The following is a 26441-nucleotide window of genomic DNA, read 5'->3' as shown; positions in this document are numbered from 1 at the left end:
CATGTGCAGTCGACAGCCGACGCTGATCGAACATCATGACCGTATTGGCTGGACGAGTTCGATCTGTACGCCGCGAAGCGATAGCGGAGCGATGAAATTGCACAGGAAATCGCCCGCGCCCTTGATGGGTGCGGGCAGCAGCATGTTCATGCCGCGCGATTCGCAATCGCGGCTGGCAAGCCCGATATCCGCGACCTCGTAGGCATAATGGTGGACGCCGCCGGCGCCCTTGTTGAACCGTTGAAGGGGCCCGCCTGCGGGTATCACCAGTTCGATCGCGGCACCGGAGGCCGGTTTCGTGAAGATGCACAGGCAGTCCCACTGATCGACGCGTCCGCGATAATCCTCCGCGAGGTTCATCAGTGCGATGAAATCTTCGGCATCCGTGATCGTAGGGAAGATCACGCCGACATGATGGAGCACATAGTTTCCGAACATTTGCATGTGAGCTTCCCCCGATCGCGTCGTTGACGCGTAATGTCAGGGCGTTTTGATGGATATCGTGCGTTTTGCTTAGTCCTTCCGTCGACACCGCTGAAAGCAGATATCTGGCGCTTCGATCCCGCCGAATTATCCAAAAATCCGTCGCTTTCGCGGTGGCGTGTTTGAGCGCGATCTACGCCTGAAAACTAATTCCGCACCGATAGGCTCGCGGCCGGCATCATGTGTCCGTCAGCTGCACCATCGGCTTTCGCAGGATTATCCGTAGGAACTAGTACGTTGGCCGAGTCCGTTTTTCTTCGATGTTGCACTAACGTACCTTTGCGATGATCCGCCGTTCCGCCCAGATCGGGATGTGTTCCTATTTTTTGCGGAGAACAAATCGTAACCGTCAAGGGGAACGGCAATGCGATCTCAGATCGAGATATCCTTGTTGGGTCAGGTGCCCATCTCTTTGGAAGGGCTTGGCCGGATACTGAACGAACACGGCTTCTCCATCGTCGACACGGGTTCCGATCTTTCCAGTCTCAAGCTCCGGGGGGAAGCTGAGGAGGGGGTATGTCATGTCCTGTTGATCGACGGCATGGTGGACACGATGGGGCCGGATTTCGTGACCATGGCGGCGAAAGCCTTCCCGTCATCGAGAATTGCCGTGCTTTCCGACAGGTTTGACCTCGAGGTGATGATCGAGTGCTTCCGGGCAGGCTGCCACGCCTTCATGATCAAGGATATCTCTTCTCTCGCGCTGGTCGCTTCGTTGCGCCTCGTCGCGATGGGCGAGAAAGTGATGCCTTCGGGCCTTGTCGAGGCGCTACCCGATAGTGCGCATCCGTCAGCCCACGGCAACGGGATCAACCACTCCTTTACGGCGGTGGGCTTGTCCACCCGCGAGGTCGAGATCCTGGCCTGCCTCGTCGCCGGCTATTCCAACAAGATCATTTCGCGGCAGCTCGGCATCAGCGAGGCGACGGTGAAGGTTCACGTCAAGGCCATTCTCCGCAAGGTCGGCGTTCAGAACCGGACCCAGGCCGCGATCTGGGCAATGGGCGAGAATGTCCCGTCCGCCGACAAGGAATCATGCGATGCCGAGTGCACAGGCCACTGTCACAATGGCGATTCTTAACTACGCAATCGTTGTATGATGCCTCGTTGGGCCGGCGCGGTAAGACCGGTCCGCGACAAACCTCACGCGTGCATCCGTGAAGTCGGCGCGACGAAGATCACGACGCACATCGTGCGTACAGCCCAGACGAGGCAGATCCCATGCGGCATCGGCGAGACCGGACTGATATTCTGCAAAGCGGCTTCGGTCGGTCGGATCCGGAGGCTTTTCTCTCAATGACCGGCCGTACCCGGAGCACGGGAAGCAGCACATTCTGGGCGGTGATCGGCCAAGGAGCAGGACAGGGGCTGTCGTTGCTTACCTTCCTGGTGATCGCGCGCTTCGTATCCAAGGAGAATTTCGGAATCGTCGCGGTCTGCCTCGCGACCATGGAATGCCTGCGCCGCGTCCTGATCGATCCCCTGTCGAGCGCGGTGGCGGCCAAGCCCGGTGTCCAACGGCGCGATTTCGACGTCTGTTTCACCCTGTCCGCGATCCTGTCCGGCGTGGTTACGCCCTGCATGATCATCTTCGCGCCAGGGATCGCGCGCCTCATCGGTAGCCCCGAAGCCGGCGCGGCGCTCAGGCCGGTCGCGCTCATCCTTCTCGCCTTCGGCCTGGCCGGAACCCATGGGGCGTGGCTCGTGCGCGGCATGCATTTCCGGGCGCTGGCGCTCCGATCGATCGCGTCCGTCGTCATAGGCGGCGCAGTCGGTATTGCACTCGCCCTCCACGGTTTTGAGCTGTGGAGCCTGATCTTCCAGCAACTGACCATCAACGTGGTGAACCTGGTGGTGTTGTGGAGCGCGTCCGACTGGCGGCCGCGCTGGATCCTGAACTGGCGGGATACGAAAAATGCCGTCCTGGGGGCACGGCATATCTCCTTCGCTGCGATCTGGAACACGCTTGCCAACGATGCCGACATCTTCTTCGCATCCGCTTTTTTCGGGCCGGCCGGTGCGGGCATCTACAATGCCGGAAAGCGTATCATGCTCTCGGCGACACTCGTCCTCGTCAACACGATATCGGCCGTTACCGTGCCCATGCTCGCCAATATCGAGCATCATCGTGATCGCGGCGCATCGTTCCTGAGCTATTTGCGACTGACCAGCGTGGCGACTGCTCCGGCCTTTGCCGGCTTGGCGGCGGCGGCGCCGGATCTCGTCGCCACTATTCTCGGCCCGAACTGGTCGGCCGTCGCGCCGGTACTCGTCGGTCTGGCGGCGGGTGGCTATGCGCTGTCCCTCGGTCAGTTCGCGACGTCGGCGCTCCTCGTCGGACAACGATCGCATATCGATTCCCTGGTGTCTGCGATCGCCGCAATGAGCAACATCGTGGTCTTTTTCCTGGCTGTCCATCGAGGCCCCGCCGCGCTCGCCGCCGCGGCCTCGATGACGGCCCTGCTGGTGACGCCTGTCCGGATGCGCTTCGCCATCGTCCACCTCGATCTGAGTTGGCGGGACATCGCATACGCGCTGTTTCCGTCCGTCGTTGCCTCGCTGGCGATGGCAGCGCTGATCTGGGGATTGCACGGGATGCTCCCGCAGGACTGGTCGCCGACGATCCGGCTTGCGCTGATCATCGGCGCAGGCATCGGCTTCTACGGGCTGTGGTTGAGGCTGTTCGCCCCTGGCTTGTTCCAGATGCTTGTCGACATCGCGGTCTCCCTTGTCGGGGAGCGCAGCCCGAGGCGTGACATCGAGCCGGGATGATATCGATCAAGCGCCAGCGGCGAGACATCCGTTCAAAGGCTTAACCGCACGCCGAGCCTGATGTTGAAGTCATCGTAGCTCAATGCGTTGGGATCGCCCCTGACCTTCCGGTCGAGATAGGATGCGCTGACGTCCAACGCGAGGGCGCGGCTCATATGATGGGTCGCACCCACGCTCGCCTCGATTACGGTGTCGCGGCGCGGATCGTTCCGGAAATTCGCGCGGCGAACGGTCACGCCGGCATTGAGGATCAGCGGGCGGAGCAACTCGTAATCGGCGCGCATCGACACGACCGTATCGACCAGTCCGCTCGCCTTCGTCACGATCACCGGGCCGGCAGCGGCGTTCTGGACGACCGCTTCCTCAAGCGTGCGTGAACCCGTGATCGAGATCGTGACGAGCGGAGTCATGAAATATTTCAGGTCGGCGCTGAAGGCGATGCCGCCAATATGGCCCAGCGATCCTGCCTTGTAGTCGCGCCAGTTGTACCCGACGCCGATCGAGCCGCGCATGATTTGGCCTCTGCCAAGCGTCACGCCGACAAGCGCGGTATAGTCATTGGCGTCGAGATTGGGAATGCCGGGCGCGATCTCCGCCCTGCTGTAGCGGATCATCGACGCGGTGCCCTGGACGAAGATGCCGAGATCCGGGGTGATCGCATAGGCGGTGTTGAGGTTCGCGCGTGCAATCCCGTGGTTGCGAACCCTCTGATCGAGGCGGGTGGCGGTCCCATCGGCGCCGATTGTCGTCGCATCGCGGAAATCGAAGTGCGTGTAGTCGATCGAGGCGATCGCCCGGAGATTTCCCGGCTCGTATCGACCCCGCACATATCCGTTCGCTTGCAGGAACCGGACCGGCTCGACCACACCGTCGGGGAAGCCGCTGGAATCGCGGCGTTCGATCAGTTGCCCGAACGAGCCGCCGGCATCGAGGCTGGCAGTGCCTGACACATCATATCGACCGTCGAGGGCGGCATTGTAGCTGGTTTCATCGGCCGGCGATTGATCGAAGAAGCGCCTGAAGCGGCCATCGGCCTGCATCGTGACGCTTCCGCCGGAGAAATTGGATCGCAGGCCGATGGCCGGTTCGACCTCGACGAAGCCGCCGGACCTTTTGCCCATCTGGGCGCCATAGAGATTGCTGTCATAACCGAGATGCGCCGCGACCGAGGGCAGGAGGGTCCAGCTTCCGACCGGAATGCCGCGCGGATCGAATTCGCTGCGGTGGCGGCGCGTCACGTCGAGCTCGACCCCGCCTTCTTCGATGATCGGGGTGGTAACCGGATCGAGCTGCGGAAGCGTCGCCTCCTGCGCACGCACCGGTGCGGTCGCGAAGGCCGCCATGCCAACGGTGGCCAGCAGGCCTGCGGACGCGCGCCGTACCCGGCGTTCTACGGTCATTTTGCCTCACCCCCCAGGTCTGCCCTCATCGACCCGGCATCAGGCCGCAACAGCCTGATCCGCGTCGAAACGCCTGATCAGATCCACGGTCGAACGGATATTACGTTCGCTCGAGGCGCCGAACAATATCGACTGGACATAGGGTTCGTTCATCGCCCATTCGATCGCTTCGGATGCGGGGATCGCGCCGGAGGCCAGGACGGACATCGCGATGACGCGCGCGGGATATTTCTGCGTCGCGACGCGATACGCCTCGATTCCGCCCGACATTCTGAATCCGATCTTGTTCACATTCGCGCAGACGAGCGGGTTGCTCAGCCCGGTCGCGTCGAGCGCGGGCAGCAACTGCGGGAGGTTCATCGTGATGAAACCGGCCTCCGCTCGGTACTTCTTGCGGATATGATCGGAAAATATGCCGAATGCATCCCAGCAGCCCAATCCCAGTATCAGGTCCGTGACGACATTCTGCACGAAGACGACGGGCGTCGAGACGCCCGCGAAGGGCTTCATTTCGGCATCGACCAGCAGGGTGGCGAGGCTCGCCATGTCGCGGCTCAGCAGCGCCTTGCTCCCGCGCAGCGCCGTGTCGAAAATTCCCCCGCTCGGAATGAATTTCCGGATGGCGTCGATATAACCGAGCTCGGTCACTGCATTGGCATATTTATGGGCATAGGGCATGCATGGGTAGAAGTGGAAATTCTCCCATTCCGCCGGTGCCTTGCGAACGGCATCCACCACCTCGGAGATCCTGTCGTGGGTGGTGCACATGAACCCGGCGATGCCCGCGTCGCGCGCTGCGGCCAAGGTCTTCATCACCGCGTCCAGCTTCGCGAACTGCATCATCTGCAATCTCGCCTTGTCCTCGGACATATGGTTGACGCCGAAGAACTGATTGTCTCCGAACAGAATGCGTTCCATGGGGGCCTCCTTACAGCGCGCCATTGATGAAAAGCCTGATCCGGTCCGTCATCTGAGGCGGCGCGAAAGCCGCGATCCGGCGTTCATGCGCCAGCGGTTGCCCGGCGAACTCGCTCATCGCACCCTGCAGCGCCTGGGTATCGTCCACGATCGTCAGGCCCGGCGAATCTCCGAAACGCGCCGCTGTGTGCAATTGATGCTCGGTGGTGTGCTCGCCGAGGCTGGCCAGCCTCGGCAGCATGATCATGCGGGTGCCGATTTCGAGCGCCTGGACGATCGAGCCGATGCCGACATGGGCGACGAACAGGTCGCACTGCCTGAGGCGAAGGAGATAGTCTTCGTGCGGCACCATGCGCGCCCATTGCGCATGTCTGGGCACATACTGTCCCGCGCCGATCTGCAGGAACACCGGCGTGGACGGGTTCGCACCCGCCCATTCGTCGACGGCGCGCGTCAGCCTGTCGAACGGCAGCATGGATCCGACGGACGCGAAGATCATGATTCACGCCCTTGCCGGTCGGAAACCGGATTCCGCCGGCTCGCTCGACCGGGACGGCCGGTCATTTGGCGGCCGCCCGCCAGAACGTGCGCAGCTTCGGTCGCGACACCTCCGACGGTTGCACAGTGTGCGCGGTGTGCACGGCATGCGCCGTCCGGGCCGCCCCCTTGGAAGCGGAGCGGATCATCTCGAGCGTGTAGTCGGTCACCGCCGCGCTCGCGAAATCATTGTCGCTGCCCCCGTCGCTGCGGGCGATCGCCCGCGCGAAACTCTCGATCTGAAGCGAGTATTCCTCGCCGCGCAGATAATAACCTGGGTGCGGACTGAGCTCGGTCAGATATTTGATCGACCAGCCGCCCGGATAGCCCGGCTGCGGGGTGCCGCTCGCGCCGATGAAGACCTGGATTTCCTGGCGATCGACCGTGATTTTACCGCCGTCGCCCCATATCGTCATCCGTGTCGACATCTTTCGGGCCGTTTCATCTGCCCAATTGACCGAGACCTGGCCGGAGATGCCGTTGCCGAACGTCAGGTTGGCGTAGACGGCATCATCGACGTCGTCCGACCATTGCTGCTCGAGCTGCGCGCCCGCACAGGCGATCGGGGTGCCGGCGTACCAGTTCATCAGATTGATCGGATGGGCCGCGTAATCGTAGAGGCACCCTCCGCCCTCGGTCGCCTTGCTGCGCCACGTCCGCGCTGCGGGTTTCAGGACCACCGGCCCATAGGCCTCGGCGTGGACGTGTCGGATCCGACCGATCGCGCCGACATCCAGTAGCCGTTTTGCCTCGGCGAAGGTGCCGACGAAGCGGTTGTGATAGCCGACCTGGCAGGTCAAACCCCGCTCGGCCGCCTCGGAGGCAAGCTCGAAACTCGTCGATGCGTTCAGGGTCATCGGCTTCTCGCAGAAGACATGGAGCCCGCGCGCCATCGCCTGCCTGATCATATGCTCGTGAAGGCGCGTCGGCGTCGCGATGATCACGCCCTGCAGGCCGGGAAGATCGATTGCGCGCTCGAACGTGTCGAAAAAAGGGATCGAGCAGTATTTCCCCACGAGATTCCCGATCATCGAGGAACTGTCCACGATGGCGCTCACCTTGATTCCAGGCGTCGCATTGGCGATCGCCAGGTGGGAAATGCCCATTTTGCCAAGGCCGATCAGCGCGACATCATATTGGACGATCATCAATGTGCTCCTGATATGGGGTTGTCTCGGGTCGCGGTCGGGAAGCGGTCACAATCTCGCGACGAAATTGGGTTGGCCGCGCCGCAGTCGATCGAAGAGCAGGCTCTTGATCCGGCGTCCGAACAGCTTGACCCGTGCGTAGCGCCGATAGGCGGCGATGAACGTGCGGGGATCGAAGGCGTCGCTCGCCATGGAGGCGAGGAATTCCTTGTCGGCGGGCAGATGGAGGATCGCACGATCGACCACCGCAGAGAAATCCGGCTGCCGGAAGGGCCGGCCTGCCGTCCACCACCGTGCTATGGTCCGTCGATCTCCCATCTCGCTGATCGCCCCGCCCTTGGCGAGATAGAGGTTGAGCGCGGAAGAGACGGGGGCTTCGTCGCCGGTATGGTAGAGGCGATCCCTCAGTTCCCAATAGCGCGGCTCGACTTCGTCCAGATATTCGAGGAATTCTCGAAACTTGGCGGCGTTGCCCGCGATCGCCTCGCCGCCGAACCATCGTGGGCTGCCGTCCCTGAAGCGCTGGGTGAGATGGCGAATGTCGTCGTCCGATCGTCCGGCGGACTCCGCCCTCATCGCGCCCGAAATGTCGTAGCATCCGATCTGGCGGGCGTTGGGCAGTTCGCCCAGGCGCAAGGGGCGCAGGAATACAGCGTCGAGATCGACAAGCATCGACGTACGGCCATCGTCGCCTTGGGCGAGTTCCCGGATAACGTCGAGCTTATGGTGGGCTGAGCGGTGTTGCACCGAGCGATCCAGCCGCGAGACGAATGCTCTCTGCTCGATCCGTACGGAACCGACGACGTCGAGCGCATCGAAGTGCCGCCGGACCAGCGCCTCCTCGTTTGTGAACAGGGTGATTTCATAGCCTGCCGCGTGGGCGGATTTGGCGAGGAGCGCGGCGCACCCGATATAGATGTCGCTGGCGCCATGGGGGCTCTTCAGGTTCGCGAAAGCCTCGGACTCGCGATCGATCACCAGCAGGGCGACGACGTGCAGCGGCGATGAGTGCGGTTCGCCATTCGGACGCGGTGCCGTGGCAGAAGGCGCGTCGGACGGGTGCGTGCCGATTTCCCCAGACACCGGTGCCTGGACAAGCTTCAAGGCAGGCATGGCGCATTGCGCACGCTTCGCGTCTGTCGTTTGCACGGCGGAGTTCCCCTTCTGGAATCCTGCTGTTCGTGACACGAAGTCGTTTGAACATCAGGGTTCGAGATGCCAAATCGAGTATCCTTCAATTTCTTGAGTGCGCATCTCATCATTGTACGGATCATCCATAAAGGACTCGCGTACACCATTCATACGACCGTGGAGTTTTGACTACCCATTTGGTCTAGCCAACCTAAGACGGACTGGCTCGCGAACGGATTATTGCTGATCATCGGACCGGTGAGATATTCGATCAGGGCGATGTGGGGCCAGTATAGGCGCTCGAAAACTCGCATTCAGGGCGGTGGAGGGACCGGCATGCTTTCGATAGCCGTTCAAAGAAGGCTGCTGCGCGGCCGGTCGCATGGCTCGCAGGCAAAACCGGTGCTGCCGATCGGAGGTACGCCTCGTGGCTGAGCAGGCGAGACTTGCGCTTCAGCGGCCGCGTTCGGCTGGATCGGTATCCCTGGGGACCCTCCTTGGGACATGGTGGAACTGGCTGCTGGGAACGCCACGCCTTCCGGCCATCGAACATGACTACGGCCGGCAGAACCATGCCGCAGAGGCCCCGGAGGCCCTTGAAGCGGCGAACGTCGCCCGTGCGCGCGCGGCGCCCGATAAGGGGACGCGCGCCATCACCTCGCGGATCGTCGAAGCCTTCGACTCCGCGCATCCGGTACGGCATCGCGAAAATCTCCATGGCCGCGACGACAAGCTGGAGTCGCTATGCGACGCGGTCCTGTTCGGGCGGCAACATGCCATCATCCACGGTGCCAGAGGATCCGGAAAGACATCTCTGTCGCAGGTGTTCGGCGACTGCGCGGATCAACAGGGCGCAATCGTGCTCTACACGGCGTGCGAAGCGCAAGCGTCGTTCGCGGATCTGATCGGCGCCTACATCCCTTTCCTGCCCGATTCCTGCGTGCCGCTCCAGGACAAGGCGACGTTCCGGACGGAACGGGATAATCTGCCAAAAGACATAGGCCCCCGAGCGATCGTCGATTTCCTGTCCTGTCTCGCGCCGGATTGCCAGATCATCCTGATCCTGGATGAATTCGATCGCGTCACGGATCCGGAGGTCAACGATCAGGTCGCGACCTTGATGAAGCTGTTGTCGGACGCGCGCTCGCCAGTGCAGTTTCTGCTGGTGGGTATCGCCCGCACGGTGGATGAGATCATCGTCGCTCATCCCTCGCTTCGCCGGCATCTGGTGCCGATACCGATCGGCCGGATATCGTCCCAGGATACTTTCGCGTTGATCGAGAAGGGCGCCGCGCGCGCCGGCGTGCAGTTCAGCGAGGACAGCAGAGCGGAAATCACGGCGATCTCCTGCGGGTCGCCGTATCATGCACAGCTATTTTGCTATGTCGCCGCGCTCGAAGCGGTGCGACGCAAGTGCGACACCATCGACCTGGAGCTGACCCGGATCGGCATGCGGCGCGCTTTCGACACATGGTCGAAGCTCAATCCGGACGATGCCGCGCTGTTCGGCACGCTCGCTTCCGGCAGCGACGAGCAGGTGGAGGCCGTGCGTGCCGCCGCACTGGAAGCCGCGACCCACGATTGCCTGGCCGAGGATGGCCCCGGAGTTCGTCTGCTTGGTCCGGCACTGCTTCAGGATCACGAGGCGGGCAGGTTCTATTTCCGGGACAGCGCGGCGCCGCAATTGTTGCTGGCGATGCTCGCAAGCGGGGCGGGCCGTGCGGACGACGGCCGGTGACCGGTCGCGTCGAACTTTGTTCGCGAAGGAGCGAGGGATGTTGTCTCACGACATGACCGCCGCGTTGAAGAGGCGCTGGAAACAGGTTTTTGCGATCTTTCTGGCGACCATCGCGCTCGCCATCGCGGGGCTCGCGCTGTCGCAGAGATCCTATACGGCGCGCGCGTCGCTTCTGTTCGACGACCGTGGTCCCAATCCGAGTGTGGAGGAGAATGCGGCACCATCGGACAGCCGTTCGCTGCTCGGAACGCAAGCCGACCTGATCAAGAGCGATGCGGTCGCACACCGCGTGATCCAGAGTGCTGGCCTCGCGACCGATCCCGTCGTCCTCGCTCATTGGAATGAAGCGAAAAAAAGCGGTCCGGCGCTCCAGAGACAGCTGACGGCAGAACTGCTCGCTCATCTCGAGGTCGTGCCCGAGCGGGACACGAACGTGCTGGCCGTGCGCTTCACGGCGCCGGACCCGAAGCTCGCCGCTCGTATCGCCAATGCCTTCGCCGCCGAATTCGTGGCCGCGCGGCTCCAGATCAGCACCGATGCCGCCAAGCAATATGCCGCCTGGTTCCAGGCGCGCACCACCGAGGTGCGTACGAAGCTGGAGCGTGCCCAGACCGCGCTCACCCAGTTTCAGAGTTCTCACGGCATGGTGTCGGGCAATTCGCTGGCGCTCGAGGCAGACAGGCTGAGCTCCCTCTCCACGCAGCTCGCCGATGCGGAAAGCGCGGCGGCCGATCTGCGTGCCCGTGCCGGCCCTTCCGTATCGCAATCGCCCGATGTCCAGTCGAGCCTCGTCGTTGGCAGCCTGCGTCAGCAAATGGCTACGGCCGAGGCGAAGGTCGCCGAGCTTTCGTCCACGCATGGCCGCAACCATCCGGACATGGTGGCCGCGCAGGCGGAACTGGACAAGCTGCGCGACAAGCTGGTCACGGAAACCGCCGCCGCCAGCCAGACGGTGCGGGTGGCGAGTTCGGCCGCATCCTCGCGGCAGGCCCAGCTTCAGGGGCTCGTCAATTCGCAGCGTGCGAAGATGCTCGACATGACGGGCAATCAGAGCCAGCTCGATATCCTGCAGAATGAGGTCAATACGGCGCAAAAGGCCTATGACGGGGTTGCGCAGCGCCTCGATCTGATGCGTTTGCAAAGCGGCCTGCCGACGACCAACGCGCAACAGGTCGATCGGGCGTTTCCGCCGTTGCTTCCCACCAGCCCGAACATCCCGATCGTCATGTTGTTCGCAAGCCTGCTGGGCCTCGCGGCCGGAATCATCGCCGCTTTGATCCTCGAATGGCGGCGCCCCCTCATCCGAACGCCCGAAGGAATGGTGCATGCCACCGGCGTGGTCGTCCTCGGCAATTTCCAGTTCAGCGCGCTCAAGCCGGCGCGAGTCCTGCGGTTGGGGGGATATTGATGCGTATCAGATCGACAGCACAGCCAGTCCGTTCCGACCCAGAAGTCGGCCCGGCACCGCATGTCGTCATGCTCAAGGGGGCGGAGGGCGCCGATGTCCTGCTCGCTCCGGGTGATCCCCGCGTGCACGACCTCGCGCGGGCCGCCTTCGATCCCGAGGATCCGCTGGCCCGCATGGCTCGCGCATTGCGTGGATCGATCATCGCCAGCGCCGCCCAGGGTGGAACCAGGCCGATCAGATCGGTGGCGGTGGTAGGGCTTCACGCCGCGACGGAGGCTTCGATTCTCGCCGCCAATCTGGCCATCTCCTATGCGCAACTCGGGACGCAGACCGTTCTTGTGGAGGCCAATCCCGGTGAAGCGCTCCAGCGCCAGCTGCTGAACGCCAGGCACGGGAGCGGCCTGCTGGAGATCCTGAACGGAGAGGAGGACGTGCGCTCGATCGTCGAGCCGAGCGCGGTTCGCGGTCTGTCGATCGTCACCACGGGCGTGGTGCGGGATGGCGCCATGATGCTGCTCGATGGCGAACGCTTCCACCGACGCGCAATGCCGCTTCTGGATGCGTTCGGGATGATGGTGGTGGATGTCGGGATGGCGTTCAACGAGCCTCCGACCCTGTGCGAGGCCCTGGACGCGGCCATCGTCGTCGTCCGGCGGGACGTCACCTCCATCGAGGATATGCGGTGCCTCGTCGGTCGATTCGAGGAAATGAACGTGCGCGTCGTGGGGTCGGTCATAGCGACCTGACGCCATCGCATATCCGGCGCCAGATCCGCGACCCGTCATATCCCGATTGATCTATCCATAAGTTCTATAAAGATCGAATGAAGCAATGGGTCGTATATACCTACGACATATGGATCTTCGAGGATTAATTGATATCGTTATTGATAATTAATCGATGATGATTTCAGGCGACGATGAATTGTCGCCACGTTGTCTCGTAAAATTCAATGAGCGTCGCGATTTGGCGCTCGGGTCGCGTGTCGCTTCGGGGCGGGCGCCGGCACGAGGCATTGCCGCATGATCGCTGGGCGCTCGCTTTCGTGCCGGAGGGTTGGCTTCGAGAAGGGGACAGGCAAGTGAGCGAAAATAATCCTGACGCCTACGACACCGTGCTCATCCAGGCATTGCCGCCATCGCGGTGGGACGAATGCGCGGCGGCGGCGGCGGTGTCCCCGCTGAAGCGCGGGCTGGATTTCGCGATCGCGCTTGCCGCGCTATTGGTGGCACTGCCGATCCTGGCGGTCGCCGCGATCCTGATACGGGCCAGCAGCGATGGTCCCATCCTTTTCAGACAGACCAGGACCGGCCTGCACGGCACGCCGTTCCAGATCCTGAAATTCAGGACGATGTACGTCACAGAGGATGGCGACGCCATCCGTCACGCCACGCGACGGGATTCGCGGGTGACACCGGTCGGCGCCTTCCTCCGCGCGACGAGCATCGACGAATTGCCGCAACTGATCAACGTGCTGCTCGGCGACATGTCGCTGGTCGGCCCGAGGCCGCACGCGGTCGCGCACGACCGTCTCTACGGCACGCTCCTGCAGGATTATGCGAGGCGGTTCGCAGTGAAACCCGGTATCACCGGACTCGCGCAGATCCGGGGACTGCGCGGGGAGATCCACGGCCTCAGCTGCATGGAGCGGAGGGTTCGGGCCGACTGCGAATATATCGAGCGATGGAGCGTGGGGGCCGACATCGGCATTCTCTGCCGGACTCTGCCTCTCATGGTGCGCGACACCCATGCCTATTGATCGTCGATCCTCGCTTCGGGACGGGGGGCTGGCGTGAAGATCCTTCATGCGGTCCGCCAGTATCCGCCGGGGGTGGGGGGCATCGAGAGCTATGTTTCCCAGCTCGCCGCCTTGCAGGTGCGCGCCGGGCATGATGTCCGTGTCGTCACGCTGGACAAGATCATCGATGGCGATGGCCATCGCCTGCCGTTGGAGGATGTGCAGCACGGCGTCACGGTGATGCGCGTGCCGTTCCTCGGATCGCGCCGCTACCCGCTGGCGCCCGGCGCGCTCCGGCATTTCCGAGATGCCGATATCATCCATGTGCATGGCGTGGAATTCTTCGCCGACTTTGCGGCGCTCACGGGCGCGGTCCACGGCCGGCCGCTCGTTCTTTCCACGCATGGCGGCATTTTCCACACGCGCTTCGCGTGGCCGCTCAAGATGCTCTGGTTTCGCACGATCACGCGCGCGACGCTGCGCCGCTATCGCTTCGTCCTGGCGTCGAGCCTGCAGGATCACGGGATGTTCGCCGGTATCGCCGGTGCGAAGGTGAAGCTGGTAGAAAATGCCGTGGATATCGATCGCTTCGCAAACGCTTCCAGCGCGGGTGCCAGGCGGATGATCTATTTTGGTCGGCTGGCGCCCAACAAGGGCCTCGAGACCTTGATCACATGGTTCGCCGCGGTTCGCCGGCTCGCGCCCGAATGGTCCCTGACCATAGCGGGTAAGGAGATGGGGACGCAGATCGCGTCGCTGCGCGCCCTCGCGGTCACACTCGGGGTCGATCAGGCTGTGCAATTCTGCAGAGAGCCGGATGATGCGACGCTGCGGGACTTGATCGCCGAATGCAGCACCTTCGTCTGTGCATCGCGCTTCGAGGGCTTCGGTATCGCCGCAGTCGAGGCGATCGGCGCGGGTCTGTTTCCGGTCCTGAGCGAGATCGCACCGTTTCAAAGGACTATCGAGCGTTGCGGCCAGGGCCTGTGCCTGGACTTCGCATCGAGCGAGACCGCACGGGATTTCCTCATCGCCTTCGCGGCCTTTTCAAGCCGGCCGCCGTCGCCCGCGCAATTGCGCGAGCGGCTCGCGCCGTTTCGCTGGGAGCGCGTGCTCGTCGAGACCCAGACTCTCTACGCGAAGGCGTTGCAGGATCGGCCGGACGAACAGCGCCCCATCGCGGCGCCGTTATCCGAGCCGGCGTGAGAATCGAGATGGAATTCGTGAAAGGGGAACGATCATGCGCATGAGACTGACCGCCATCGCGATGTGCGCGCTATCGCTCGGCGGTTGCGCGAACAACCCGCTTCCTGCCGGGATCGAGGTATCGGCAGCCCAAGCCTATACGCTGGGGGCTGGCGACAAGCTGCGGATCACCACCTTCGGGTTCAAGGATCTGAGCGGCGAGTTTTCGGTGGGAGCAGACGGAAGCCTCGCCCTGCCGCTGCTCGGGCCAGTCGATGTTCGTGGATTGACTGCCGACCAGCTCGAGCGGAGGTTGACGGGACTGCTGGCGGAGCGCGACCTCGTGAACCGTCCCAACGTCGTCGCCGAAGTCATCGAATATCGGCCTTATTACATACTGGGTGAGGTCTCCAAGCCGGGGCAATATGCGTTCACCAACGGTTTGACCGCGCTCAAGGCAGTCGCCACCGCGCAGGGCTTCACCTACCGCGCCAACGCGCGCACGATCTTCATCACGTCGGACAGATCGAACCGGGAGCAGGCGGTCAGGATGACGGCATCGACGCCGATCAGCCCAGGCGACACGATCCGCGTCGGGCAGCGATATTTCTGATCGAGGGGCCGGAGAAATGGTGGTCCGGATCTCGTTGAGAAGCGCGATGGGCTTTCGGCGGCAGGCCAGCTCGCCGGTGCCGCGCGCGGCGGAGCGCACGCGGCCACGCAAGCTGCTGCTGGGGGCATCGGGCGGCGGACACTGGATAGAATTGCGCCGCTTGCAACCCGCCTTCGACGGGTTTCAAAGCGTCTATGTCTCGACCCTTCCCGGCTATGCCTCGGTGGTGGGCGGCCATCGCTACCATGCCGTGCCCGATGCTTCGCGATTCAGCGTTCGGGGATTCGCCGTCATCTTCATCCGGGCGATCTGGATCCTCCTGCGGGAGAGACCGTATGCGGTGGTGACGACGGGATCCGCTCCCATGCTTCCGTTCATCCTGCTTGGCCGTCTTTTCGGCGCAAAGACCTTATGGATCGATAGCGTCGCCAACTCCGAACATATTTCGTCATCCGGGAAGATCGCCAAAGTCATCGCGCATCGCTGCATCTGCCAATGGCCAGATGTCGCTGCGACCGAACGCCTTGATTATTGGGGTAGAATCGTCTGATACAGTCGGCGTAGTTCTGGTCAATTCAGTAACAACTAAATCGTTGTTAATAAAGGTAAACAGCCGCCCTTATCGAAGGAGATAGGGCGGCTATACCTATTTCGGGTTACTTGCCTGCGTCGAAAGGTTCCCTCACATCCGCGATCGTAACTCCAGAAGTGGATGATCGTGTGTGCGTACCCCCTCCCTATCGTCATTCGATGCTCTCCATCCGTACCAGGACGGTCTGATCGGTACGCATCGTGCCGACTATCCAGCTGCTGCGAATGGGCATCCTGCGCCATTGCCGATGCGCGAGCATCGATCTCTCCACCTTAACACGGAAAAGTAATGACTGATCACGGCGGTTATAACATTGATAAGTCGGACGCGGGTGCATCCGGGAATGGCCTGAATCGGCGCAGCTTGCTGGGATGGCTCAGTACGACGGCGTTCGTCATGGCGGCCGCGTGCAGTGGCGGAAGTGGCGGCTCTGCAGCGGATGCCGACCCGTCGTCGGACGGCCAAGCCGGTGATTCATCCGGAAACGCAGGCGCGGGAACGAACACGTCGACGGGGGGCGACACCGGCAACACCACTTCGCCGGCCACGCCGACCGGGCAGCAGACATCGATCAGCCTGTTCAAATATGGTGTCGCGCTGACGACGCTCGAAGGATCGCCCGACAGCCTGCCCGGCCAGCTGGGTGGATCGGTGTTCGTGACGCCGGATAACCACTTCAGCTATTACAAGTCGAAGGGGCTCGATCACATCCGGCTCGAAGGAGCGTGGGAACGCCTCCAGCCCAGTCTCTATGGCGCGCTGGGTGAGCAGTTGCTCGACAGCCCCGGCAATCCAAACGATCCGCTGCGCAATCCGGTGGCGCTGGTCAAGTATGACCTGGATCGCGCGAAATCCAACAATCTCAAGGTCATTCTCGATCTGTGTCACAATTACGGCCGGCGATATATCGGTTACAACGGCTCATGGGCCAACAAGACCCAGGTCGCCCTGGGATCCGCGCAGCTGCCGATAGACGCCTTTGCGGATTATTGCGTGAAGATCGTCCAGGCTTTCGGTAGCCACCCAGCCGTGGCGGCCATCGATCTGATGAACGAGCCGCACGACATGCCGACCGGGGCGACGGGCTGGCGACAGGCCGCGCAGGCCGCCATCACTGCGATCCGCAAGGTGAACACCAAAATACCGATCATGGTCGAAGGCTATAATTGGGCCAGCGCCCAGGTGTGGCCGAACGTCAATCCGGATCTTCACACGTTGTCCGATCCGAACAACGCCATCATCTGGTCGGCTCATCTTTACTTCGATTCGGATGGCAGCGGAACTTACAACAACGGGACGCAGGTCGCGACCGCCGATCAGAATATCGGTGTGGAACGACTGGCGCCGTTTCTGAGCTGGCTGAAGCAGCATGGCTTCAGTGGCTATGGCCATGTCGGTGAATTCGGTGCGCCGGACCAGACGCAATGGCAGAATATCGTCAAGAATTTTATCGTCAATGCGAAGAGCAATGGCATCGCGCTCACGGCGCATCAGGATATTCCGTACCTCAACGATCCATATCAGATGAACCTGTTTCCCACGACGACGTCATCAGGCGTCATCACCGGTGCGGATCATTTCATCATCAAGCAGTTTTCCGCGCTGTGATCGTCGGGCCGGCCGCGCTTATCTGGGGCAGGCGTGCGCTTGGTGCGCCGTGGGGCGCTAGATGAGTGCCGCCATCCTGCCTCGCAAGCTCAGCAGCTTGCGACGGGAGAAATCCAGCAGGTTGAACACGGATGTTTCCTTGTGAACCAGATAGCGCGGCTGCGTGAGGCCTCCGAAATTTGCGTAGAAGAACGCGCTTCCGGCGGTGTTGACGCCACCGAAATCGAACGTCCGGCCCTGCTCGGCGCTCGATTTCATGGCCTGCCAGATGAGCTTGCTGATCTGGCCGCTATGGCTGTCTGGGGACCGGGTCGTCAGGACGAGATGCGTCACCCGGTCGTCGCAGAGCGTGAAGATGGCGGCCACGATCTTGCCGGTCGCGTCTTCCGCGCCGAGCAATCGCCCTCGGTCTCGGTCGATTGCGTCCCGAAGCGCAGGCTGGATGCTGGATTGCCACATATAATTGTAGCTTTTGCCGCGACCCCGGAGGTTCGCGATGTAGAGGCGCGTGAAGTCGCCGGGATCGAGATCGACGATCCGGCCCTGATCTCCGGCACGGCGGATCACCCGGCGCGTCGTATCCCGCACGTTCTTCCAGAGTTGATCGACCGGTGCTGGCGCTATGAGATGGGTGAACTCCGTTTCGGTCCTGAAGCCGCGCTCGAGGAACGCGAGCGTGTCTGGGATGCCGCCATGGAGCCGTTGCCGGAACCGGCTGCACGTCGGGATCTGATCGAGCAGATCGAGGGTCACGGTGCGCTGGATCTGGCGCCGCACTGTCTCGCGACCATCGCCGTCGTCGATGGCGGGGCCGAGAAGCGGGGTGAGCTGCGGCAGGATGCATTCGGTCATCCCGGCGTAGCGCCTGTATTGGTAGGGCAGACGCCCGATGACCTTGTTGCCGGAGCGAACGCTGGCCTCGCGATAATCGCCGCCCGTCACCGCGTCGAGCCACCAGCGTTCGTGAAAGACCGTGGGCGTCAAGCGAGAGCCCGCGAGCTCCGGTATCGGCGGAGTAGAGGTGATCGTAGCCCGGCTGTCGGTCCAGCGTTGTCGGCCGGACGGCGCTGCAAAGTCGAAGCTGCGCGTGGACATGAATTCCCCTTAGAATCTGATCCTCCTCCCCGCCCCGGAATACCACGATTCGGAAGAGCGACTTGTCGAATAAAGGTCTAGTTATTGAGGGTTAGGGGGTGGCGCCGCACGGCAGCCGTAATCGAAGCCGGATTTGGGTTTTTCATCGAATAAGGCTTCCAGGAAATAAAAACATCATCGGATTCAGAACGACAAGGTCGAGAAGTTTCATGAATATTGGAAAGGGTCTATAGATCTTGGACGCATACGCACGAAGTGCAGCATTGCTGCGCGATCGTATTTTGAAATGGGCCCGCCGCCGCGCTGGGCGGTTGCTTCGGATCTTCGTCCTTCTGCTGGGCGGAACCGCGGCCCATGTGTCGGCGCGCGTCTTCGAAATTGTCGATCAGAACGGAACGGCCGTCATCCTGCCCGCAGCGGACGCGGCAATGCCGTGCGATCCATCCTGCCCCCTCCGCGATCCTGCGCCCTCGCAGGCTGTGCCGGAACAGGCCATCACCCGGATAGGCGCTCCGGACGTGCCGCAGGCGTGGCGCGGGGCTCTGATGGCGGCCGCTTCGAAGGCGCGGATCAGCCCGGACCTTCTGGCGGCGCTGGTACATCAGGAGAGCGGGTGGCGGGCCGGTGTACGGAGCGGCAAGGGCGCGATCGGCCTGGCGCAGCTGATGCCGGGCACAGCGCGCCAGCTGGGGGTGGATCCGCTTGATCCCGCAGCGAACCTGATTGGTGGTGCCCGCTATCTGCGTAACATGCTCGACCGGTTCGACGGCGAACTGGATCTCGCGCTCGCCGCCTACAATGCCGGGCCTGCGCGCGTTGCGCGCGCCCGTGCGGTGCCGGCGATCACCGAAACGAAAAGCTACGTAAATCAGGTTCTGGATCGGCTGACGGCGATCCGGTCCGTCGCACTACAAGGAGTTGTGCCGTGATCAGGCGTGTTGTGAGTACCGGCCTCGCATTGGGTTATTCTTCCAGCGCTCTTGCGCAAAGCGGCGCCGATCCGGCGGGATCCGGCCCGATCGTGGCCGCACTGGACTGGCTGCAGGGAACGCTGCTGGGCAATGTGGCGACGACCGTCGCGGTCATCGCCGTCGCGATGATCGGCTTCATGATGCTGACGGGGCGCATGAACTGGCGCTTCGGCGCAACGGTGATCCTGGGCTGCTTCGTCCTGTTCGGAGCAAGCGCCATCGTTTCCGGCATCCAGACCGCCGCACAGGTGGCACGATGAGCCTCGGCCGATCCACCGTCTTCCGCGCGCTGACCCGCCCGCAGATGTTCGCGGGCGTGACATACAGCTATTTCGTGCTGAACCTGGCGGTGACGACCGAAGTCTTTCTGATCAGCCATAGCTTCTGGTCGCTTGCCGCGGCGGTCGTCGGGCACGGCGTCGGATACGTCGCGTGCCTGCGTGAGCCCCGCATCTTCGACCTGTGGCTGACCAAGGTCAGCCGCACCCCGCACGTTTCCAACTGGAAGCGGTGGGGCTGCAACAGTTATACGCCATGACGAGGGGAAGGCGCATGCCGAGATGGCTTGGCCCCGCTGCATGGGGGCGTCGCGAAGCCAAAGCGGGGGACCGGCTGCCTTTCGCCCGCCACCTCGATGAAAACACCATCCGGCTGAGGGACGGTGCCCTCATGCAGATGATCCAGGTACCCGGCCTGCCGTTCGAAACCGAGGACGCGCTCTCGCTCGACCACCATCTTTCGGTTCGCGAGACGATGCTGCGGTCGGTTCTGGATGCCCGGTTCGTCGTCTACCACCATGTCATCCGCCGTCGCGTGCGCGTCGCGCTGGAGGGTGAGCCGGAGGTCGCCTTCGCCTCGTTGCTTCAGCAACGCTGGCAGGATCGGCTGGATCACCGCCAGCTCTTCGTCAACGAGCAGGTGCTGACGATCGTCCGGCGGCCGGCGCGGGGAAAATCCGGTCTGCCCGATCGCCTGAGCAGGCGCATGTCGGGCCGGGTGCAGGAACCCGCACACGCCGATACGCGGGCGCTCACCGCCGCCGTGACCGCGCTGGAAACGGCGCTGGAGCCTTATGGCGCGCGCCGGCTCGGCCTTTATGACGGGCCGGGTGGGCGCTGCTCGGAACCGCTCGAGCTTCTGTCCGCGCTCTACAATGGCGAGATGCGGCCGGTGCTGCTTCCCGGCGAGCAGGTCGATCTCGGTCACCATCTGCCTTATGCACGGGTCAGCTTCGGTCTCGACACGATCGAGACGCGCCGGCCGGACGGGCGCTCGTTCAGCGCGATCCTGTCGGTCAAGGATTATCCCGACACGACGCGTGCCGGGATCATCGACAATCTTCTGAGACTGCCGTTCGAACTCACTCTGACCGAAAGCTTCGCCCCGGCGGACCGGCAGTCCGCTCGCGAGCGCATCGATCTTGCTCTGCGGCGGTTGCGGTCCGCCGACGAGGAGGCCGGTGCCGAGCGCAGGGAGATGCTGGAAGCGCGCGATGCCCTTGGCGCGGGCCAGGTCGGCTTCGGCGACCACCATCTGTCGTTGCTGGTGCGATCGGATGATCTCCCCGCGCTCGATGCCGCCTGCGCCCAGGCCGGGGCGGCCCTGGCGGACATCGGCGTCATCGCGGTGCGCGAGGACATCAATCTCGAACCCTGCTTCTGGGGGCAGTTTCCGGGCAACGAAGCCTATCTGGCCCGCAAGGCGCTGATCTCCAGCGCGAATGCGGCGGGATTCCTGTCGCTGCACGGAATGGCCGGCGGGCGGGCGACCGGCAACCATTGGGGGCCAGCCGTGACGGTCTTCGAAACGACCAGCTCGACGCCCTATTTCTTCAATTTCCACGAGAGCGATCTCGGCAATTTCACGGTCATCGGCCCTTCCGGATCCGGCAAGACGGTCGTCCTGAATTTCCTGGTCGCGCAGGCCCAGAAGTTCGCACCGCGCACCATATTCTTCGACAAGGATCGCGGTGCCGAGATATTCCTGCGCGCGAGCGGCGGTCACTATGCGCGGCTGGTGCCCGGGCAGCCGACCGGCTTCAACCCGCTCGCGCTCGAGGATAACCCCGTCAATCGCGGTTTCCTGCGGGAGTGGCTGGCCGTTCTGCTGGGCGTGAAGCGGCACGACGAACGGGCTACGATCGCCGCTGCGGTGGATGCCTGCTTCGATGGCGATCCGGCCTTTCGCCGCCTGCGCTATTTCGCCGAATTGCTCGGCGGCGGCCGACGGCCGGAAGAAGGCGATCTCGCTTCGCTGCTCGCGCCTTGGATCGAGGGCGGCGAACATGCCTGGATGTTCGACAACGCCACCGACGCGCTCGACATGTCCGAGAACATGCTTGGCTTCGACATGACGTCCCTGCTCGACAGCCCCATGCTGCGCACGCCGGTGATGATGTATCTCTTCCACCGCATCGAGGAGCGGCTGGACGGCGAACCGACGCTCGTCCTGATCGACGAAGGCTGGAAGGCGCTCGACGACCCCGTGTTCGCGGCGCGGCTGCGCGACTGGCTGAAGACGCTGCGCAAACGCAACGCCCTCGTCGGCTTCGCCACGCAGTCGGCCCGCGACGCGCTCGACAGTCGCATTGCCTCGGCGATCGTCGAGCAGACGGCGACGATGATCTTCACGCCCAATCCGAAGGCCAGGGCGGAGGATTATTGTCAGGGCTTCGGCCTGTCCGAGCAGGAGCTCGATCTCATCCGGCAGTTGCCGATCCACAGCCGATGCTTTCTCGTCCGGCATGCCAACCATTCCGTCGTGGCGAGGCTCGATCTCGGCGACCAACCCGATCTGCTCACCGTCCTGTCCGGTCGCGAAGCGAGCGTGCGGCGCCTGGATCAGCTGCGGAGCGAAGTCGGCGACCGGCCTCGCGACTGGTACGGCCTGCTGACGGGGGGCGCCTGGCCGGGACAGGAACCGGAGCCGGACCAGGATTATGCAGAGGCCGCGGAATGAATTGCCCGGCATTGCGGATGAGCGACTCTTCCGGCTTCGCGAGCGCGCTCAACATGGTCGACTGCCGGAGCGGACAGGCCATCGCTGGTGCTTTTTCTCGGCTTTTCGGGACACAGGGCGCGCTGCTGCCGGCACTGACCATCCTGCTCACCCTCTATGTGGCGATCTTCGCCATCGGGCTTCTGACGGGACGGAGCCGCCTGGGGATTTCGGCGCTCACCCCCCGCATGCTCACGCTCGGGATGGTGCTGACCTTCGCGACAAGCTGGGCCGCCTACCAGAATGTGGTCTGGACGCTCGCGGCGGGAGCCCCCGATCAGGTGGCGACGCTGATGACCGGAAGCCACGGGTCGGCAACCGGCATGTTCGCCCGCGGGCTGGATCGTGTCTTTCGCGCCATCGCCGTCGCTGCTCAGGAACAGCAGGCGCATCCCGCCGCGGATCTCTCCAAGAGCGCGGTTCCCGGAGCGGAGGCGGGGATGCCCTCGGGCAGCTCGCTGCTATGGCTATCCGCCATCATCCTGCTGCTGAGCACGGTGGGGGCGCTGATCACCGCCAAGATCGCCTTGGCCGGATTGGTCGCGCTTGGCCCGCTGTTCGTCGTGCTTGCACTCTTCCGCTCCACTTGGGGCCTGTTCGAGGGATGGCTGAAGAGCGTCGTATTCCTCATGCTCGTTCCCCTGTTCGTGGTGCTGATCGGCGGCGGGGCGCTCGTCATGATCATGCCCGTGATCGCCAGCACGGTGAGCGGGCATGACGACGACATCAGGCGTGCCGCCGTCATGCTGTTCCTGGCGGCCTGCATCTACTGCGCGCTGATCCTGATGGTGATCAAGATGGCCGCCACCATCGTAGGGGGGTGGCGCTTCCCGATCTCGCCCTCGCCGCGCTCGGTCGACGGGTATCGGGCTGAGGGACCTCCGCAGGGTGCGCAGGTGCATACCCGTCATGCCGGGCCTGGGAATCCGCGTCCGATGCTGGATGATCGGGTTCGCTCAATGTTGGGCGCGCTGCCCTCCTCAATGCCCGCCGATCGCCGTTCGGCGATACTCACCAGCACCGTTACGCGTTTGGAGCAGGGCGCCCCCGCCGGGCCTTCCGCTGCGGCTTCGGCAAGCCCCGACCGCGCCTCGGCCATCGGCCGCCGCTTTCGCGCGCCGGTGCATGTCATCGACAAGGACCGTTTGACTTGAAATCGCTTCCCATCCTGCTGGCTGCCATGGCTTTCGTCGATCCGGCGCTGGCCGATCCGAGGATCGCTACGCTGGGCTATGATCCATCCGCCATCGCGTTGGTGAACGGCCGGGTCGGCATCCAGTCCACCATCGCCTTCGCGCCCGACGAGCATATCGAAAATGTCGCTGTCGGGGATTCCGCCAGTTGGCAGGTGACGCCGAACAAACATGCCAACCTGCTTTTCGTGAAGCCCGTGTCCGCCACGGCCCGGACGAACATGACCGTTGTCACGGACAAGCGGACCTATCTGTTCGATCTGGTCACCCGTACGAGAGAGGCTCCGATCTATTCTCTGCGCTTCACCTATCCCAAGGTCGTCAGCCCGCCCGTGGTCGCTACTGCGGCTTCTCCGGCAGCCGCGAACTTGCCCACCGTCACGCCCGATGCGCTGAATTTCGCGTGGAAACCGTCCGGCGCGAAAGGCCTTCTGCCTGGCCGCGTCTTCGACGACGGGCGGTCGACGTGGCTGCAATGGGCCAAGGACGTGCCGCTCCCGGCGATCCTGACCGAGGGACCGGAAGGCGATGAGGGGCCGATGAACTATTCCGTCCATGGCGATTATGTCGTTCTCGACAGCGTTCCCGGCCAGATCATCCTGCGACGAGGACATGCCGTCGCACGCCTGACCTCCGTCCGGGCGCCCGACGCCGCCGTGGAGAAACGCCGAGGTGCCGACCGACGCGGGAACACGTCCCGCCTGCCGGCGGGCACCGTTGCGGATGCCCGCCCATGAGTGACACTCCTGTATTTCCGGCCATGGGCACTGGGACCCAAGTCGCCTTGGTCGATCCGCGCACCCATGCGTCGTCCGATGCTTTGGTGCTGGCCAGCCAGAACGCCTATCCTGTCGTCGCGAACAGCACCCGGCGCACGAACGCCGCGGGCTTGCTCACCGGAGGCGTGATCGCTGCCTTGCTGGGGGGGCTGACTTTCGCCTCTCTGGTCAGCCATCGGACGCGTGTGCCGGTACCTCCGTCATCCGTGCCGGAGCCGAGCCAGGATGTGATCCGAACCGTGCCGCTACCCTCTCCGGCGCCGCCCGAAGGCGATCGGGCGATACCCGTCGTCAACGCCAATCCCGTTGCCGCGCATCAACCGCCCCTCCAGGAGGCGCCCGCCGGCGTGGACGCCGCCCACTCCGTCGCTCTGGTGTTCGATGGATCGACACCCGTCGAGGCGGGAACGGCTGGCGCTGGCGGCACCAAGCAGCCCGCGCGCCCGGACGCCGGCACCAACGAGAACGACCAGTTCGCCGTGCGGATCGCGGGCGAGGGCGACGACACCGCAACGGCCGAGCGGATGAGCGATCCCGGCATGACGGTCGGACAGGGAACGATCGTCCCCGCCGTGCTGGAGACGGCGATCGATACGGATCTGCCGGGCTATGTCCGGGCGTCGGTGACCAGCGACATCCGATCCTTCGACGGTTCCCGCGTCCTGATCCCGCGTTTCTCACGCGTGATCGGTCAGTATAAATCGGGCCTTCAGGCTGGGCAGACGCGGGTCTACATCGTCTGGCAAAGACTGGTACGGCCGGATGGCGTGACGATCGCCCTTGCATCCCCGGCGATCGATTTTTCGGGGCGGACGGGGCTGGGCGGCGAGGTCGACAGCCATTTCCTGAAGCGCTTCGGATCGGCCGCCTTGTTGTCCGTCGTGGGCGGATTGACGGCGATCGGAAACGCCTCCGTTGTCCTGTCCGGGGGGCAGAGCGCGGCGAGCGTCGCGGCGCAGCGGGATACGCAGATCCCGCCCACAATCCGCGTTCCGCAAGGCCAGCCGATCCGGATATTCACCGCTCGCGATCTCGATTTCAGCCCCTCCGGCATGGCGAACGAAAAGTGACTCTCGCCGTCGTGCCGGATGCCTCTGCGCGTCTTCCCGCCCAGGGGGTCTATCTCGAATCCTATCTCGCGCCCTTCTCGCCCTGGCTCGAACGTGACGACGTCAGCGAGATCCTGGTGAACCGACCCGGCGAGATCTGGATCGAATCCGCCAACGCCGCGCGGATGGAGCGCATCGCGTTGCCGGAGATCGACGATCGCCACCTGGCCCGTCTCGCGGGACAGGTCGCGAGGATCAGCCATCAGGGCATCAATCGTGCCGCACCGCTGCTGGCCGCCACCCTGCCGGGGGGCGCCCGCGTCCAACTCGTCGCGCCGACTGCGACGCGCGGTCATTGGGCCATGGCGATCCGCCGTCACCGTCTGGTCGATCTGCCCCTTTCGGCCTACGATCATGGCGCGCTGCCCGAAATCGCGCGGGAGGAGCCGATCGATCACCGATCCGATCCGATCGGCTATCTGCGTCGGGCCGTCAGGGATCGGCGGACCATCCTGGTGTCCGGTGGCACATCCACCGGCAAGACCACGTTTCTCAATGCGCTGCTCGGCGAAGTGCCGGCCGCGGAGAGGGTTATCCTGGTGGAGGATACCCCGGAAATCCGCCTTCGCCATGCAAACGCGCTCGGGCTCGTGGCGGTGAAGGGCGAGCTTGGCGAAGCGAGGATCGGCGCGGATGACCTGCTCCAGGCGGCCCTGCGTCTCCGCCCGGACCGTATCGTCGTCGGCGAGTTGCGAAGCCGCGAAGCCGTGACGTTCCTGCGGGCGATCAATACGGGGCATCCCGGCTCGTTCTCGACGATTCATGCGAACAGTCCTGCCGCCGCCCTGGATCAACTCGGCCTCATCGTCATGCAATCGGGGCTGGGCCTGTCCTATGCCGACACCATCGCCTACGCCCGGCGGATGATCGACGTCGTCGTGCAACTGGGGCGTGTCGATGGCCGGCGCTGCATCGTCGCGATCGAGGCCGTGTCGATCGATCCCGTTCCATTGGAGGTAATTCGAGGCGCTTAATCATAAGGTATCTTCCCCATAAGACGAAGCGACAGATTTTTGTCGTCGTGTT

At 63.6% G+C, this 26441-nt stretch carries 25 protein-coding genes; 18 read left to right on the top strand and 7 right to left on the bottom strand.

The window, feature by feature from the left end; all coding sequences use genetic code 11:
* Positions 1-33 precede the first annotated feature (33 nt).
* A complete protein-coding gene (locus tag QGN17_RS10680; RefSeq protein ID WP_281044456.1) occupies positions 34-444 on the bottom strand; it encodes a VOC family protein in 411 nt (136 codons plus the stop codon).
* A 403-nt stretch (positions 445-847) separates the two neighbouring features.
* Between QGN17_RS10680 and QGN17_RS10675 the strand changes: the two genes are divergently transcribed.
* Both QGN17_RS10675 and QGN17_RS10670 read left to right on the top strand, forming a co-directional pair.
* Positions 848-1564 (top strand): response regulator transcription factor, encoded by a 717-nt coding sequence (locus QGN17_RS10675; RefSeq protein WP_281044455.1) that lies wholly within the window; start codon positions 848-850, stop codon positions 1562-1564.
* A gap of 215 nt (positions 1565-1779) precedes the next feature.
* Positions 1780-3255: an oligosaccharide flippase family protein gene (locus QGN17_RS10670; RefSeq protein ID WP_281044454.1), complete on the top strand. Its 1476-nt coding sequence runs from the start codon at positions 1780-1782 to the stop codon at positions 3253-3255.
* Between the two features lie 32 nt (positions 3256-3287).
* Here the strand turns inward: QGN17_RS10670 and QGN17_RS10665 are convergent, their stop codons facing one another.
* The 5 genes from QGN17_RS10665 to QGN17_RS10645 all read right to left on the bottom strand — a co-directional run bounded on the left by QGN17_RS10665 (position 3288) and on the right by QGN17_RS10645 (position 8341).
* Positions 3288-4655: an outer membrane beta-barrel protein gene (locus QGN17_RS10665; protein WP_281044453.1), complete on the bottom strand. Its 1368-nt coding sequence runs from the start codon at positions 4653-4655 to the stop codon at positions 3288-3290.
* Positions 4656-4694: 39 nt separating this feature from the next.
* The gene (locus QGN17_RS10660; RefSeq protein ID WP_281044452.1) at positions 4695-5573 is read right to left on the bottom strand and encodes a hypothetical protein; all 879 of its coding nucleotides are present in this window, start codon (positions 5571-5573) and stop codon (positions 4695-4697) included.
* A gap of 10 nt (positions 5574-5583) precedes the next feature.
* Entirely contained in the window at positions 5584-6072 is a 489-nt protein-coding gene (locus QGN17_RS10655; protein WP_281044451.1) for a glycosyltransferase, read from the bottom strand.
* Positions 6073-6133: 61 nt separating this feature from the next.
* Positions 6134-7258, bottom strand: coding sequence for a Gfo/Idh/MocA family protein (locus tag QGN17_RS10650; protein ID WP_281044450.1), 1125 nt, complete (start codon positions 7256-7258; stop codon positions 6134-6136).
* Positions 7259-7306: 48 nt separating this feature from the next.
* On the bottom strand, positions 7307-8341 hold the full coding sequence (locus tag QGN17_RS10645) for a hypothetical protein (protein ID WP_281044449.1): 1035 nt from the start codon (positions 8339-8341) through the stop codon (positions 7307-7309).
* 475 nt (positions 8342-8816) lie between these two features.
* Here QGN17_RS10645 and QGN17_RS10640 point away from each other — a divergent pair, with 475 nt between their 5' ends.
* From QGN17_RS10640 to QGN17_RS10605, 8 genes are all read left to right on the top strand, one after another.
* Positions 8817-10127 (top strand): ATP-binding protein, encoded by a 1311-nt coding sequence (locus QGN17_RS10640; RefSeq protein WP_281044448.1) that lies wholly within the window; start codon positions 8817-8819, stop codon positions 10125-10127.
* 37 nt (positions 10128-10164) lie between these two features.
* A complete protein-coding gene (locus tag QGN17_RS10635; RefSeq protein ID WP_313790160.1) occupies positions 10165-11535 on the top strand; it encodes a Wzz/FepE/Etk N-terminal domain-containing protein in 1371 nt (456 codons plus the stop codon).
* Positions 11536-11657: 122 nt separating this feature from the next.
* Positions 11658-12281, top strand: coding sequence for a hypothetical protein (locus tag QGN17_RS10630; protein WP_281044447.1), 624 nt, complete (start codon positions 11658-11660; stop codon positions 12279-12281).
* Between the two features lie 335 nt (positions 12282-12616).
* Positions 12617-13294 (top strand): sugar transferase, encoded by a 678-nt coding sequence (locus QGN17_RS10625; RefSeq protein ID WP_281044446.1) that lies wholly within the window; start codon positions 12617-12619, stop codon positions 13292-13294.
* Between the two features lie 33 nt (positions 13295-13327).
* The gene (locus QGN17_RS10620) at positions 13328-14479 is read left to right on the top strand and encodes a glycosyltransferase family 4 protein (RefSeq protein WP_281044445.1); all 1152 of its coding nucleotides are present in this window, start codon (positions 13328-13330) and stop codon (positions 14477-14479) included.
* Between the two features lie 40 nt (positions 14480-14519).
* On the top strand, positions 14520-15071 hold the full coding sequence (locus tag QGN17_RS10615; protein ID WP_281044444.1) for a polysaccharide biosynthesis/export family protein: 552 nt from the start codon (positions 14520-14522) through the stop codon (positions 15069-15071).
* Positions 15072-15087: 16 nt separating this feature from the next.
* On the top strand, positions 15088-15621 hold the full coding sequence (locus QGN17_RS10610; RefSeq protein ID WP_281044443.1) for a UDP-N-acetylglucosamine--LPS N-acetylglucosamine transferase: 534 nt from the start codon (positions 15088-15090) through the stop codon (positions 15619-15621).
* A gap of 330 nt (positions 15622-15951) precedes the next feature.
* Positions 15952-17271, top strand: a complete 1320-nt coding sequence (locus QGN17_RS10605) for a glycoside hydrolase family 5 protein (protein WP_281044442.1) — start codon at positions 15952-15954, stop codon at positions 17269-17271.
* 57 nt (positions 17272-17328) lie between these two features.
* Here the strand turns inward: QGN17_RS10605 and QGN17_RS10600 are convergent, their stop codons facing one another.
* Complete coding sequence (locus QGN17_RS10600) at positions 17329-18366, bottom strand: GNAT family N-acetyltransferase (RefSeq protein ID WP_281044441.1); 1038 nt, start codon at positions 18364-18366, stop codon at positions 17329-17331.
* A gap of 236 nt (positions 18367-18602) precedes the next feature.
* Here QGN17_RS10600 and QGN17_RS10595 point away from each other — a divergent pair, with 236 nt between their 5' ends.
* From QGN17_RS10595 to virB11, 8 genes are read left to right on the top strand one after another with little or no spacing between them, the layout of a single operon-like run.
* Positions 18603-19295 (top strand): lytic transglycosylase domain-containing protein, encoded by a 693-nt coding sequence (locus QGN17_RS10595; RefSeq protein WP_281044440.1) that lies wholly within the window; start codon positions 18603-18605, stop codon positions 19293-19295.
* An 11-nt stretch (positions 19296-19306) separates the two neighbouring features.
* Positions 19307-19597: a TrbC/VirB2 family protein gene (locus QGN17_RS10590; protein WP_281045199.1), complete on the top strand. Its 291-nt coding sequence runs from the start codon at positions 19307-19309 to the stop codon at positions 19595-19597.
* The gene (locus tag QGN17_RS10585; RefSeq protein WP_281044439.1) at positions 19594-19875 is read left to right on the top strand and encodes a type IV secretion system protein VirB3; all 282 of its coding nucleotides are present in this window, start codon (positions 19594-19596) and stop codon (positions 19873-19875) included. The genes QGN17_RS10590 and QGN17_RS10585 overlap by 4 nt, the downstream gene beginning before the upstream one ends.
* Before the next feature lie 14 nt (positions 19876-19889).
* Positions 19890-22295 carry a VirB4 family type IV secretion/conjugal transfer ATPase gene (locus QGN17_RS10580; protein WP_281044438.1) on the top strand — a complete coding sequence of 802 codons (2406 nt, stop codon included), beginning with the start codon at positions 19890-19892 and terminating at the stop codon, positions 22293-22295.
* Between the two features lie 17 nt (positions 22296-22312).
* The gene (locus QGN17_RS10575; protein ID WP_281044437.1) at positions 22313-23488 is read left to right on the top strand and encodes a type IV secretion system protein; all 1176 of its coding nucleotides are present in this window, start codon (positions 22313-22315) and stop codon (positions 23486-23488) included.
* Positions 23485-24264 (top strand): TrbG/VirB9 family P-type conjugative transfer protein, encoded by a 780-nt coding sequence (locus QGN17_RS10570; RefSeq protein ID WP_281044436.1) that lies wholly within the window; start codon positions 23485-23487, stop codon positions 24262-24264. Before QGN17_RS10575 ends, QGN17_RS10570 begins: the two co-directional genes overlap by 4 nt.
* 23 nt (positions 24265-24287) lie before the next feature.
* Positions 24288-25376, top strand: a complete 1089-nt coding sequence (locus QGN17_RS10565; protein WP_281044435.1) for a TrbI/VirB10 family protein — start codon at positions 24288-24290, stop codon at positions 25374-25376.
* A complete protein-coding gene (gene virB11 / locus QGN17_RS10560) occupies positions 25373-26389 on the top strand; it encodes a P-type DNA transfer ATPase VirB11 (RefSeq protein ID WP_281044434.1) in 1017 nt (338 codons plus the stop codon). Before QGN17_RS10565 ends, virB11 begins: the two co-directional genes overlap by 4 nt.
* Positions 26390-26441 lie beyond the last annotated feature (52 nt).

The sequence above is a fragment of the Sphingomonas oryzagri genome (assembly GCF_029906645.1).
GTDB lineage: Bacteria > Pseudomonadota > Alphaproteobacteria > Sphingomonadales > Sphingomonadaceae > Solisphingomonas > Solisphingomonas oryzagri.
Note: the sequence above shows the minus strand (reverse complement) of the source record. Positions and strands in the feature narration are given on the sequence as shown.